The 13,039-nt window shown below is 60.8% G+C and carries 13 protein-coding genes; 3 read left to right on the top strand and 10 right to left on the bottom strand.

The annotated features are described in order from the left end of the window. The 4 genes from J1G37_RS18050 to J1G37_RS18035 are packed head-to-tail and all read right to left on the bottom strand — an operon-like array spanning position 1 to position 3,881. Entirely contained in the window at positions 1-816 is an 816-nt protein-coding gene (locus J1G37_RS18050) for a carbohydrate ABC transporter permease (protein ID WP_124527973.1), read from the bottom strand. A 10-nt stretch (positions 817-826) separates the two neighbouring features. Beyond that, entirely contained in the window at positions 827-1,693 is an 867-nt protein-coding gene (locus J1G37_RS18045) for a sugar ABC transporter permease (RefSeq protein WP_122511609.1), read from the bottom strand. Continuing rightward, positions 1,690-2,787 carry an ABC transporter ATP-binding protein gene (locus J1G37_RS18040; protein ID WP_207043955.1) on the bottom strand — a complete coding sequence of 366 codons (1,098 nt, stop codon included), beginning with the start codon at positions 2,785-2,787 and terminating at the stop codon, positions 1,690-1,692. Before J1G37_RS18040 ends, J1G37_RS18045 begins: the two co-directional genes overlap by 4 nt. Beyond that, complete coding sequence (locus J1G37_RS18035; protein WP_207043952.1) at positions 2,787-3,881, bottom strand: ABC transporter ATP-binding protein; 1,095 nt, start codon at positions 3,879-3,881, stop codon at positions 2,787-2,789. The genes J1G37_RS18040 and J1G37_RS18035 overlap by 1 nt, the downstream gene beginning before the upstream one ends. 342 nt (positions 3,882-4,223) lie before the next feature. On the opposite strand from J1G37_RS18035, the gene J1G37_RS18030 reads away from it, so the two are divergent. Further along, positions 4,224-6,041 carry a sigma-54-dependent Fis family transcriptional regulator gene (locus J1G37_RS18030; RefSeq protein ID WP_207043948.1) on the top strand — a complete coding sequence of 606 codons (1,818 nt, stop codon included), beginning with the start codon at positions 4,224-4,226 and terminating at the stop codon, positions 6,039-6,041. On the opposite strand, the gene J1G37_RS18025 is transcribed toward J1G37_RS18030, so the two are convergent. From J1G37_RS18025 to J1G37_RS18015, 3 genes are all read right to left on the bottom strand, one after another. Beyond that, on the bottom strand, positions 6,038-6,970 hold the full coding sequence (locus tag J1G37_RS18025; RefSeq protein ID WP_207043946.1) for a FecR family protein: 933 nt from the start codon (positions 6,968-6,970) through the stop codon (positions 6,038-6,040). The two genes, J1G37_RS18030 and J1G37_RS18025, sit on opposite strands and share 4 nt — an antisense overlap. Continuing rightward, on the bottom strand, positions 6,967-7,509 hold the full coding sequence (locus J1G37_RS18020) for a sigma-70 family RNA polymerase sigma factor (RefSeq protein ID WP_207043944.1): 543 nt from the start codon (positions 7,507-7,509) through the stop codon (positions 6,967-6,969). The genes J1G37_RS18025 and J1G37_RS18020 overlap by 4 nt, the downstream gene beginning before the upstream one ends. 251 nt (positions 7,510-7,760) lie before the next feature. After that, positions 7,761-9,872 (bottom strand): TonB-dependent receptor, encoded by a 2,112-nt coding sequence (locus J1G37_RS18015; protein ID WP_207043942.1) that lies wholly within the window; start codon positions 9,870-9,872, stop codon positions 7,761-7,763. Between the two features lie 222 nt (positions 9,873-10,094). On the opposite strand from J1G37_RS18015, the gene J1G37_RS18010 reads away from it, so the two are divergent. Together J1G37_RS18010 and J1G37_RS18005 are read left to right on the top strand one after the other, a co-directional pair. Beyond that, the gene (locus J1G37_RS18010; RefSeq protein ID WP_177414112.1) at positions 10,095-10,253 is read left to right on the top strand and encodes a hypothetical protein; all 159 of its coding nucleotides are present in this window, start codon (positions 10,095-10,097) and stop codon (positions 10,251-10,253) included. Between the two features lie 5 nt (positions 10,254-10,258). Beyond that, positions 10,259-10,885, top strand: coding sequence for an XRE family transcriptional regulator (locus J1G37_RS18005; RefSeq protein ID WP_207043940.1), 627 nt, complete (start codon positions 10,259-10,261; stop codon positions 10,883-10,885). Between the two features lie 49 nt (positions 10,886-10,934). Here the strand turns inward: J1G37_RS18005 and J1G37_RS29030 are convergent, their stop codons facing one another. The 3 genes from J1G37_RS29030 to yddG all read right to left on the bottom strand — a co-directional run bounded on the left by J1G37_RS29030 (position 10,935) and on the right by yddG (position 12,971). Continuing rightward, positions 10,935-11,432 carry a hypothetical protein gene (locus tag J1G37_RS29030; protein WP_242551632.1) on the bottom strand — a complete coding sequence of 166 codons (498 nt, stop codon included), beginning with the start codon at positions 11,430-11,432 and terminating at the stop codon, positions 10,935-10,937. Between the two features lie 256 nt (positions 11,433-11,688). Beyond that, positions 11,689-11,958, bottom strand: coding sequence for a hypothetical protein (locus J1G37_RS17995; RefSeq protein WP_207043937.1), 270 nt, complete (start codon positions 11,956-11,958; stop codon positions 11,689-11,691). A gap of 113 nt (positions 11,959-12,071) precedes the next feature. After that, positions 12,072-12,971: an aromatic amino acid DMT transporter YddG gene (gene yddG, locus J1G37_RS17990; protein ID WP_207043936.1), complete on the bottom strand. Its 900-nt coding sequence runs from the start codon at positions 12,969-12,971 to the stop codon at positions 12,072-12,074. Positions 12,972-13,039: the final 68 nt, after the last annotated feature.

The following is a 13,039-nucleotide window of genomic DNA, read 5'->3' as shown; positions in this document are numbered from 1 at the left end:
TCAGACCCGGCCGAGGGCAAAGCCCTTGGCCACGTGGTTGCGAACAAACCAGATCACCAGCATGCCGGGCAGGATGGTCAACACCCCCGCCGCTGCCAGCACGCCCCAATCGATCCCCGACGCCGAGACGGTGCGGGTCATCACCGCCGCGATGGGCTTGGCGTTGACCGAGGTCAGGGTGCGTGCCAGCAGCAATTCGACCCAGGAAAACATAAAGCAGAAAAACGCGGTGACGCCGATGCCTGAGCCGATCAGCGGGATAAAGATCTTCACGAAAAACTTCGGAAACGAGTAGCCGTCGATGTAGGCCGTTTCGTCGATTTCCTTCGGCACGCCGGACATGAACCCCTCAAGAATCCACACCGCCAACGGCACGTTGAACAAACAGTGGGCCAGGGCCACGGCGATATGGGTATCAAACAGACCAATCGACGAATACAGCTGAAAAAACGGCAGCAAAAACACCGCCGGCGGCGCCATGCGGTTGGTCAGCAGCCAGAAGAACAGGTGCTTGTCGCCCAGGAAACGGTAGCGCGAAAACGCATAGGCCGCCGGCAACGCCACGCTCAGGGAGATCACCGTGTTCAGGCTCACGTAGTACAGCGAGTTGAGGTAACCGGTGTACCAGCTCGGGTCGGTAAAGATCACCTTGTAGTTCGCCAGGGTGAAGTCCTGCGGAAACAGCGTCAGCCCGCCGAGGATTTCGGTGTTGCTCTTGAAGGACATGTTCAGCAGCCAGTAGATCGGCACCAGCAGGAACAGGATGTAGATCAGCAGGGGGATCACTTTCTTCATAAACGTAAGACGCTTGCTCATGTTGGCGGCCTCAGCGGTTGGCGTCGGAATGGGTCATGGCGGTGTAGAACAGCCAGGACACCAACAGGATGATCAGGAAGTACACCAGGGAAAACGCGGCGGCCGGCCCCAGGTCGAATTGACCTACAGCCATTTGGGTGAGCGTCTGGCTGAGGAAGGTGGTGGCGTTACCCGGCCCGCCGCCGGTCAGTACGAAGGGCTCGGTGTAGATCATGAAGCTGTCCATGAAGCGCAGCATCACCGCGATCAACAGCACGCTTTTCATCTTCGGCAACTGGATATGTCGGAACACCGCCCAGGCCGATGCGCGATCGATCCGCGCCGCCTGGTAGTACACATCCGGGATGGCCCGTAGTCCCGAGTAGCACAGCAGCGCAACCAGGGATGTCCAATGCCACACGTCCATCACCAGCACAGTGACCCAGGCGTCCGCCGTGTTGGCCGCGTAGTTGTAGCTGATGCCCATGGCGTTGAGGCTGTAACCCAACAAACCAATATCCGCACGGCCGAAGATCTGCCAGATAGTGCCCACCACGTTCCACGGGATCAGCAGCGGAATAGCCAGGATGATCAGCACCAGCGATGACCAGCGGCCCTTGGTCGGCATGGTCAGGGCGATGGCAATGCCCAGGGGGATTTCAATCAGCAGTACACACGCCGAGTAAATGAACTGGCGCAACAATGAGTCATGCAGGCGCGGGTCGAGCAGGACCTGTTTGTACCAGTCGGCACCGACGAAGTAGCGGCTGGACTGGTCGAAAATGTCCTGTACCGAGTAGTTGACCACCGTCATCATCGGGATCACTGCGCTGAATGCCACCAGCAGAAATACCGGCAGTACCAGCCACCACGCCTTGTTGTTCTGCACCTTGTTCATGGCTGCCCCTCCAGTAGGTAATCGTCGGCGTAGACCATCAGCCACTGCGCAGGAAAGCTGATGGAGGCCTTGCCCTCTGGCACTGGTTTGTCTTCGGCCAGGCGCACTTTCAACAGCGTGCCGTCGAGGTTGAGGGTCATGATCTTGTAGGTGCCGAGATCCTCCAGATGAGTGATATCGGCTTGCAGGGCGTCAGGGTTGTACTCGTCCCACACATGGATAAATTCCGGGCGGATGCCGACCTGCAATTTCTTGTAGGACGTGTCGCTGATGCGCTGCGCAATCGCCGCGGACAACGGCAGATGAGTCCCGGCAAACCGCACCCCGCCCGCCTCGGCCTGCACCTCGATCAGATTCATCCCAGGGCTGCCAATGAAATAGCCGACAAACGTGTGGCTGGGCCGCTCGAACAACTCGCGGGGCGTGCCGAACTGCACGATCTGCCCGCCGTACATCACCGCGATCTTGTCGGCGAAGGTGGAGGCTTCCAGTTGGTCATGGGTGACGTAGACCATGGTGATGTTGAACTGCTCGTGGATCTGCTTGAGCTTGCGCCGCAGCTTCCACTTGAGGTGCGGGTCGATCACCGTCAGCGGTTCATCGAAGAGGATCGCCGACACATCGTCACGCACCAGGCCACGGCCCATGGAGACTTTCTGTTTTTCGTCGGCTGTGAGGTTGCGGGCTTTCTTGGACAGCAGGTTTTGCAGGTCGAGGACTTCGGCGATTTCCTGCACCTTGCTGTGAATTTTCGCCTCCGCCATGCCCTGGTTGCGCAGCGGGAAGGCCAGGTTGTCGAACACCGTCATGGTGTCGTACACCACCGGGAACTGGAACACCTGGGCAATGTTGCGTTTTTCCGGGGTGAGGTCGTTGACCACTTTGCTGTCGAACAGCACCTGGCCTTCAGACGGGCTGAGCAGGCCGGAGATGATGTTGAGCAGGGTCGATTTCCCGCAGCCGGATGGCCCCAGCAAGGCGTAGGCACCGCCCTGCTCCCACACATGGTTCATTGCCCGAATCGCGTAGTCTTCAGGCCCACTCGGCGTAGGGCTGTAGCTGTGCGCCAGGTTCTGCAAATGGATCTCGGCCATCAGGCAACCCTCGCAACACGGCGCCCGGGGGCCTGGACCAGACGGCCCTGGCTATCGAACACAAACAGTTTATGGGTGGGGATATACACGCGGATCGGCGCGTCGACGTCGTATTCATGCACCCCCGGCAGATGCAGCACCAGCAGGAAATGTTCGCTGCGCACATGCAGGAAGGTTTCCGAACCGCTGATCTCGGCGACTTCCACGGTCACCGCCAGTTCCAGGTCGTCGTCGTTGCTCGGCACCAGGCTGATATGGCTGGGGCGCACACCAAAACGGAATTCACCTTCGCCGATGGGACGCAAATCGACGTTCAGCGGAAAGTGCACGAAATTGGCAAAACTCACTTCGTTGCCACTGATGCGCCCCGGCATCAGGTTGATCGGCGGCTCGGAAAACAACTCGGCGGCGAGCACACTCTGCGGCTGGTGATACACCTCGGCCGCCTTGCCGCTCTGGATCACCCGGCCCTCATGAAGGATGGTGGTGGTGCCCCCCAGTGCCAGCGCTTCGTTGGGTTCGGTGGTGGCGTAGATGGCGATGGTGTGGCGCGCCTTGAACAGCTCGCGCATTTCCTGACGCAGTTCTTCACGCAGTTTGTAGTCCAGGTTCACCAGCGGCTCATCGAACAGGATCAGCTCGGCATCCTTGACCAGCGCGCGGGCCATGGCCGTGCGTTGCTGCTGGCCACCAGACAGCTCCAGCGGATGACGCTGCAGAAACTTCTCGATGCGCAACATTCTGGCGGTTTCGAGCACTTTGCTCTGGATCAGCTCACTGCTTACACCGGCCTGGCGCAAGGGCGAGGCGATGTTTTCGAAGACGGTCATGGTCGGGTAGTTGATGAACTGCTGATACACCATCGACACGTTGCGCAAACGCACCGGTTTGTGGGTGACATCCACGCCATTCATCAGGATGCGGCCGCTGTCGGGCTTGTCCAGGCCGGCCATCAGGCGCATCAGGCTGGTCTTGCCGGACAGGGTGCGGCCAAGCAATACGTTAAAGGAACCGGGCTCGAAACGCAGGGTGGCGTCGTCGATCCAGGTTTGGCCTTCAACGACGCGGGAGACGTGTTCCAGGGTCAATGACATGACACGACCTTTTTATTATTGGAATGAATCTGGCCATTCGTCAGAGCGAGTTTCGTGCCAAAGCTGCAAGTGCTTGATGTGTGAGGAATTGGCTTGAATGGCATGTTCAGGAGTGAACAATCCGGGTGAACAACTGAACAGTCCGGGGGTTGACAATGAACAGTTCTGAACAACACTCTCTTGGCCATCGACACAGGCAACATGTGGGAGCGGGCTTGCCCGCGATGACGGTGTATCAGCTTGCCTATTCAGTGACTGACCCACCGCTATCGCGGGCAAGCCCGCTCCCACATTGGAGCTGCGCAAGGCTGTATAAAAATAACAATAAAAGAAGGTCACCCCATGGCCGAACCCTTGGCTCACGACACCCTTATCCAGGAATCCTGGCGCCGTTGCCGCGCGTTTGGCCTGGACCATCAAAGCGCCCCCAGCTTCGACCAACTGCCCGCCGAAGGCATCAGCCAACTGCTGGAAAGCCAGCATTCCCTGGTGCAGACCACCCACCAGGAAGTGCTGCCCTACTACGAAAACATCCTGAGCAATTCCAACTGCCTGATCATGCTGGCCGACAACCAGGGCCAGGTGCTGACGTCGTGGGGCACCCAGCGTTTCATCGAGCCGAAGCTGGCCCGTGGCTTCAACCCCGGCGCCAGCTGGCGCGAGCGCTCCAGCGGCACCAATGCCATCGGCACCGCGCTGGCCTGTGCCCAGGCGGTGCATATCGAGCATGACGAACACTTCCTCAAGGCCAACCGTTTCATGACCGGTTCGGCGGCGCCGATTTTCGATGCGCAGCGCGAGATCATTGCCGTGCTGGACGTGTCCAGCGACAGCTACCTGCCGCCCTCCCACACCCTGGGCATGGTCAAGATGATGAGCCAGACCGTGGAAAACCGGCTGATCCTCAACCTGTTTCGCGGCGAGCATTTCCAGCTGACCTTCAACACCGGCCTGAACAACCTGGACAGCCAATGGGCCGGCCTGCTGATCTTTGACGACAGCGGCCAGGTACTGTCGGCCAACCGTCGCGCGGACAACCTGCTGGGTATCAGTTTGTCGCGGGTGATGATCGACAGTTTGTTCAAGGTGTCGCTGCTGGAGTTGCTGAACCAGCCGGAAGGACTGCCGTTCTCTTTGCAGGCGGCGGGACGCAATCGGTTCCAGTGCCTGTTGAAACGGCCCAAGCAAATGCCGGTGCAGGCGCGAGTATTCACACAACCAGTGCCGCCAAAGCCGACGTCGATTGGGCTGAAGACCTTGCACTTCGGCGACGCCCGCGTGGAAAAAGCCGTACGCCAGGCCGAGCGCCTGTTGGAGAAGGACATCCCGCTGCTGATCCACGGCGAAACCGGGGTGGGCAAAGAGGTGTTCGTCAAAGCCCTGCACCAGGCGAGTTCCCGCAGCCAGCAGGCATTTATCGCGGTGAACTGTGCGGCGATTCCTGCGGAGCTGGTGGAATCGGAACTGTTCGGCTACGAAAAAGGCGCGTTCACCGGCGCCAATCAGAAAGGCAGCATTGGCCTGATCCGCAAGGCCGACAAGGGCACGCTGTTCCTCGATGAAATTGGCGACATGCCGCTGCCAACCCAGGCGCGGTTACTGCGGGTCTTGCAGGAGCGGTGCGTGCAGCCTGTAGGCAGCAGTGAATTGTTCCCGGTGGATTTGCGCATTATCTCTGCCACCAACCGCGCCCTGCGGGAGTGGGTGCAGGCTGGGCGGTTTCGTGAGGATTTGTACTACCGCATCGGCGGCCTGACCCTGGAGCTGCCGCCCCTGCGTGAACGCACCGACAAGCAGGCGTTGTTCCAGCAACTGTGGCAGCAGCACCGCGAACCGACCCAATGGGCCGGGCTGAGCGCCGAGGTGCTGGCGCTGTTCGAGCAGCACCCGTGGCCGGGAAATCTGCGCCAAGTGAGCAGCGTGTTGCAGGTGGCGCTGGCGATGGCCGAGGAGCAGCCGATCCGTGCGGAACACTTGCCGGATGATTTTTTTGTGGACCTGCACCTACCCGCACCACTGCCAATCGGTGAATCTCTGGATGACAGCATCGACTTGAACCAACGCTTGAAGGCGCTCGGCGGGAATATTTCCCACCTGGCGCGGGAACTGGGTGTCAGCCGCAACACCCTGTACAAACGCCTGCGGCAAACCGAACGCTAACGCGGCTTGACCACCACCAGCAGGTCGGTGAAGTACTCCACCTGGATCGGCAGATTGTCCGCCAGTGCCGCGAGCGCCGCGCCCGTGTCATCGAGCTTGAACACCCCGGACACCCGCAGGTTGCGCAGCGCCTGGGGGTCGAAACGCACCATGCCATGGCGGTAGCTGGCCAGGGCTTGCAGGACGTCGCTGAGGGGCTGGTCGTTGACCTTGAGCAGGCCACGGGTCCAGGCGTCCGGGTCGGCGCTGCCGGTGGCTTGCGCGGGTTGGGCGCGGCCGTGATCGAGGATCGCACGCTGGCCGGCCGTGACCTTGACCTCATCGCGGCTATCACCTTTGACGGCCACGGTGGACTCGATCACCGTCACCACGGTCGTACCGTCTGCCGCGCGCTTGACCAGGTAACGGGTGCCCAGCGCGGTCGCCGTGCCTTGGTCTGTGCGCACCACAAACGGCCGTTGTGCATCCTTGGCCACCTCTACCCACAACTCGCCTTGCAGCAGTTCGATCACCCGTTGATGGCCGTCGAACTTCACGTCCACCGCCGAGTTGCTGTTGAGCTGTAACTGGCTGCCGTCTTCGAGGGCGATCTGCCGGCGTTCGCCGACGCCGGTGCGTTGGTCGGCCATCCACAACGGCAGGTGTTGCAGGCCGAACCAACCGCAGAGCACCAGGCCGAGCACGCCGACCGCCTGGGCGCCACGCGCGCGTTGCGGCGCGAACGCACGGTTGAGGGCACGGCGCGCAGGTTTGGCGGGCAACGTATCCAGGCTGCCCCACAGGCCGCGCATGCGCTCGATGGCGACGGCATGCCGTGGGTCGGCGTCGCACCAGGTGTGGAAGGCTTGGTGGTCCGCTTCAGTGACGTCTTCGTCGTGCAGGCGTGTCAGCCAATTCGCCGCCTGCTGGATGATTTGTTCGCTGGTCATGACAGAGGATCGGCTCCGTGCAGGCTGTGGTAGCAGTGCACCAGGGCGCTGGAGATGTAGTTTTTGACGGTGCTAGAGGACACCTCCAGGCGTGTGGCGATCTCGCTGTAGGTCAGCCCGTCGAGACGGCTCAACAGGAACGCCTCGCGGGCCTTCACAGGCAAACCGGCGAGCATCTCGGCGATACGCTCCAGGGCTTGCAGCGCCACATGAATCGCGGCCGGATCGGGCATGCCGGCGTCTTCGCACTGGATCACCAGGGCTTCCCTATAGGCTTTTTCGATACGCCGGCGGCGCGCGCCATCGATCAGCAGGCGCCCGGCGGTAGTGGCGAGAAAGGCGCGGGGTTCCTTGATGTTTTGCGGCTCGGCGAGCAACAGCACACGGATAAACGCGTCATGGGCAAGGTCGGCGGCGTATTGCGAACAGCCCAGTTTTTTGCGCAGCCAGTTGTGCAACCAGCCATGGTGCTCGCTGTACATTGCCGCAAGGGTCTGCTGACGGGTTGAATCGTCCAGCACGGCCGGAATGTCATGCATGCGCAAAAACTTCTCAAATGGGAAATATTACCAATTGCGCGAACAATGCCAGTAAAACGGAGCAGGAGCAAGAACCGCTGGGCAGCACATCTCATTGCTTGATCGTTCCCACGCTCTGCGTGGGAACGCCGCCGGTGACGCTCTGCGTCGCGCCTTGAAGAGCGGACGCAGAGCGTCCAGGGATGCATTCCCACGCAGAGCGTGGGAACGATCAAAGCCCGCTCATAGGGAATGGGGGTTGCCTCAGGGGCTCAGCGCCAGCTCCAGGACACACCGGTGTAGATGCCGCGACCATCCGCCGGCGTGGAGCGCGCCATGTCCACGCCTTTGTCGTCATAGCCCGGTGTGATGGTATTGGCGTAACGCCGGTTGGTGAGGTTGCGCAGGTCAACCCAGGCTTGCCAGTCCTGTTTCGGCGCGTCGTAGCCAACGGTCGCGCCCACAATCGTGTAGGACGCGGCGCTGTAGGAATTGGCGTAATCCACTGCCACCTTTGACGAATGTTCGGTGTTGAAACTGCCGTAGAACCCCGTCGGATGGCTATAACGCAGTTGCCCCTGGTAGTAGTGCTTGGGGATCCCCGGCAAGGTGTTGCCGCCAAAACGGTCGTCGTCACGGTAGTGGAAGTCGCTGAAGGTATAGGCCTGCCGCAGGGCGAGCTTGCCGTTGCGGCCGCCGTCCCACAGCGGGCTGAGCAGGCCCAGCTCCAGGCCTTGGTGGACGGTGGGGCTGGCGTTGTTTTCGGCGACGATGGCGTTTGTCGTGCCTGTCTGGGCCTGGGTTTCCACGGTGAGCAGTTCGTGGCGTACTTCGGAGCGGTACAGCGCCAGGTCCCATTGGCCGAACCAGTGTTCGCCGCGACCGCCGACTTCCAGGGTGGTGGCGGTCTGGTTTTTCAGGCTTATGCCTTCGCGCGCCATGCCCTTGGCCGGGCCGCTGGTGAAGTACTTGTTGGAACCCCAGATCATCGACCACGCATGTGGCGGCTCGACCGAGCGGCTCAGGTTGCCGTACACCTGCAGTTGCGGGTTGAAGTCGTAACGCAGGCCGATGCGCGGCGCGTAGTCCCAGTCGTGCTGGCTCAGCGGAGCGTGGGCGTCCGGGTAGGTCACTTCGGTTTCGCGGCGGGTGTAGATCGCCGCGAGGCCGGTGGTCAGCCACAGGTCGGGCACCAGCTCCAGGTCGTTACCGATATGCAGTACGGTGTCGGAGCCCAGGTAGCTGTAGTCGCGGGTCTTGGTGCCGGGGGCATAAGTCGCGGTGTTGCCGGCCGGTATGCGCACGTATTCCGCGCCACCGTTATTGGGCATCGCCTGGGTGGTGCGCAGGCCGATCGTGGTTTTGCTGTCGTGGCCGAACAAGGTGTCCTGGCGGATGTAATTAAGGGTGCTGCTGATGTCGGTGTAGGCGACTTTCAGGCGAATCGTGCCTTCGCGCAGGTCCATCGGATAATCGTGGTACGCCAGGCCGAACTCGACGCGGGAGTTGTCGTCCAGTTGCAAGGTGGTCTTGTTGGCGATCCAGGTCGAGCCCGGTTGCAGGCGCTTGGAGTCGCGGGCGGCGTTGAGGCTGTTGGCGGCGCGGGGGTCGTGGCTGATCTGCTCGCGGGTGAGTTTGCCCGGGGTGTCGTTGGTGGTTTCGCGGTAGCGCAAATAGAAACGGGTTTCCAGTTCCGGGCTGAAACGGTAGCCAAAGTTGGCCGCCATGCCCTTGCCCGTGGCGGCGCTCTGGCGCTGGTAGCCGTCGGATTCGGAGTCGGTGAGGCTGATGTAGTAATCGGCATCTCCCAGCACCTGGCCGGAGCTGATCTCGCGCTGGGCGTAGCCTTTGCTGCCCGCCTCATAACGCAGTTGCAGCTTGGGCGCGTCATAGCCGGTACGGGTCACGTAGTTGACCGCGCCACCCAACGCCAACGCGCCCTGATCGAAACCGTTGGCGCCGCGCAGCACTTCGACGCGGCTTTGCCACAGCGGGTCTTTCAATTCATAGGGCGTGCCGCCAGGGCCGGTCAGCGGCAGGCCGTCGAACATTTCATACAAGCCCGAGCCGTGGGAACCGGGGCTGCGGTTCAGGCCCGAACCACGGATCGACAGTTTCACCCCTTCGTTGTTCGCCGCCTTGGCGTACACCCCGGCCTGATACTTGAACACGTCTTCGTTGGTGCTGACCCGCCCCTGCTGCACGCTGTTCATGTCGATGTAGTTAGTGCCACCGGGCACACTCTTGAGCTGGGCCTCGGCAATTTCGCCGGCGCTGGCTTCGCTGCTGGTGACTTCGACCGGGGCCAGTTGCAGGTCTTCGGCGTGCACCAGTGAGCTTAAGGTCAGGGCGGCAAACAGGAGCGGAGGCTGGCGCAACAACATGGGGCGGGTCCTTGGAATTCGGGGGATGTAAAAGGCGGGGCCCAGATGGGAAGACAGGGACGCCCGGCAAGTCACTCCTGATTAACGAACCCGCACCGTCGTGCAACAGAACTTCTTAAGTCCAAAATCGAATTAACACATGCAAACTCAGTATTTAAAGAAATAACCGGCGCAGATTACTGTGGAGCCACTGAGTCACCCACGCCCCACGAGACCGCCCCTATGCAAACATCCGCCACTGTCATCGACTTCACGCTCCACCGTAAACGCCGCCAGGCGCGCGCAGCGGCCGAGCTGATGTGGGCGATGTATGCGGCGCGCGCAGGGCTGGCGGTGTTTACTGCACAGGCGACGTCGTCCAGCGACACTCGCCGGGCGTAATGCCGATGAATTTCCTGCATGTGCTGCCTGACCCACCCGCGCCCCTGCCCAAACCGAATACCGATGACGACGTCATCAGCCTGTGCGTCGCGCACAATCTGCAACGCCTGCGCGGCAAACGGCATTTGTCCCTGGACGGCCTGGCGCGCGCCTGTGGTGTGAGCCGCGCGATGCTGGCGCAGATCGAATCCGGGCGCAGCGTGCCGTCGATCAAGGTGCTGTGCAAGATTGCCAAGGGGTTGAAGGTGTCGGTCGCGGCGTTTCTGGAAGATCGCGCATTTGAAGGGGTCGAGGTGTTGCCGGCGCGACAGAGCAAGCGCCTGGTGAGTGCCGATGGCGCGTTTATCAGCCGTGCGTTGTTTCCCTACGATACGGCGCGCCAATCCGAGTTTTACGAGATCCGCCTTCGCGCGTTGGGCGAGGAAGTTTCCGAAGGCCATGGTCCCGGTATCCAGGAAAATCTGGTAGTGGCCCAAGGTGTGCTGGAGGTGAGCGTCAATGACGAGCGCTACCTGCTGTCTACCGGTGACTCGATCCTGTTCTACGCCGACCAGCCCCACCGCTACCGCAACCCGGCGGACAGTGAGGCGGTGGCCTTTTTGGTGATCACTTACCCTGAGCGGCTGGACTGAATGCAAAACGCCCCGACAAGTCGGGGCGTTTTTTATTGCGCGAGACCTGTCAGCAGGTGCAGCACATCATCGGCATGCCATTGCAGCTCATCATCATCGGCATGGCGCAATCGTTCATCATCTTGTTCATGAGCATGCAGCAGTTTTCCATCATGGCCATGCTCATGCCGGGCATTGGCATCATTTTGCACATCATGCTGTCGGCCATCAGGGTGCATTCCATCACGCACTTCATCATCGGCATCGGCATGCCCATCATCGGCATCATGTTCATGTTGCTCATCATGGCCATGGCGTCGGCCGACAGGCACATCATCGACATATTGGCGCACTGCATCATCATCGGCATGCCGCAGTTCATCATCATCGCCATCATCTCAGCGTTGTTCTTGAACTGAGCCATGTCCATGCCGGCGGCAGGTTTCATGGTGCACATCATGGCGTCAGCGGCCATTTCGCACTTCATCGTGGCCATCATCATCGGCATGCCCATCATCGGCATCATGGGCATGGCGTTGTTCATCGGCATCTGCATTGCATTCATCATGTTCGAAACTCCGTAATCGACAGGAAATGGCTAAGTTCTGGCGCCGATTCTAGAGACGCCAGGCCACCGCGCAAGACGTCGGCAGAGCAGCAGGAATGGATGTTCAGTGGCGGGCTTGGTCGATGAAAACAGCCGACACGGATGTGGTGACGTGGAATTCGTCGCTACTACGCCCACTTCATCCATGGACGCATTGAAAGCGGTGTTATGGATATTCGTTGTAGGAATTGCGACCAACCATAAGGAAATAATCGATCTAACCACGCTGAAAATTCAGCGTCTGCATCAACTCATCCGCCTCTGAACCCTGGGTAAACCGAAAGCCAACCATTTCTTCGGCAGCCAGAATCTCAGCAAGGGTTTCGCACAACTGCTCTTGCGTGGGCGAATCACGCAGCAGTTTATGCGCACGCAGTAACAGTTCGGCGCAAACGCCTTGAACACTCGCGACGTCAATCACGGCAAACAGGATAAATCGCAGGCGGATTTCGCGATCAGTCGGCCAACGCGTTTTTGACTTCCCCAAGGCAGGCACTCATTTTTAAGAAAAGTCCGAGGCTATTGCCGAGTGGTAGGCGTTTCAAGCAGCGCCCGTGAAGTTAGGCCCATTCCTACATCGGAAGAAGAAACAGCGCACTCCTAAACATCGCGCAGTCGCGTGCGCGTCGCTTGCCAGCACATCAGCGAGCCCACGGTCACCAATACGGCGCCCTGCCAGAACTGTGCGGTCAGGTGAGCCCCCAGCCACACCGCGGCAAATGCCGACGACAACACCGGCGCAGCATACGAGGCAGTGGCCAGCAGGGTCAGGTTGCCACGCAGGATACCCAGGTTCCACAGCGCGTAGCCGCCGGCCATGGCAACGCCGGCCGCGCCCAGTTGCAGGCTGCTGTTGAGGGTGAACGCGGGCAGCACTTCTGTGCTCAGCGCGTATTTCATCCACAGCGCAGCGGCGGCCAGGGTAAAAAACAGCATCACCAGGTTTTGCCCACCGGCATAGCGCCGGGTGACGTTGCAGTACAACGCAAACGTCACCGCGCAGCCCAGGGCGAGGCTGTAACTCAGGGGGTTGGTGCTCACGTTGGCGACGAGGGTGGCCAATGCCAGGCCGTCACCGCTCACCACCCACACGATGCCAAACAACGCCAGCGCGGTGCCAGGCAGGATCAGCCAACGGGCTTTCTGCCCATTCATGACAATGGCGAGCAACACGGTCAGGCAAGGCCACAGGTAGTTCACCACCCCAAGTTCAATCGCCTGGTTGCGAGTGCTGGCGTAACCCAATGCCAGCGACAGGCACAATTCGTACGCCACAAACAGCGCGCTGCCCACAATCAGGTAGAACCAGGAGGTCGCGCGCACCCGCGGCCGCCCCAGGAACAGCACCAACAGCACCGCCCCCAAGGTGTAGATCAACGCTGCACCGCCCAACGGGCCGAACAGTTCACTGACGCTGCGGATAAGCCCGGCGGCGGTACTCCACAGGAGAATCGCTACCAAACCGCATGCAGTGGCTGCACGCTCGCTGTTGATCTGCATGGTGACCTCGTGGGCAAAGCGGGAGGGATGAAAGGCGGCGCAAGCCGTCTATCACGCTGCAATTGGAC

Origin of the sequence: Pseudomonas sp. Marseille-Q1929 (genome assembly GCF_017316265.1) — a bacterium.
Taxonomy (GTDB): domain Bacteria; phylum Pseudomonadota; class Gammaproteobacteria; order Pseudomonadales; family Pseudomonadaceae; genus Aquipseudomonas.
The sequence above is the reverse complement of the archived record's forward strand: the minus strand, read 5'-3'. Positions and strand labels throughout refer to the sequence as shown.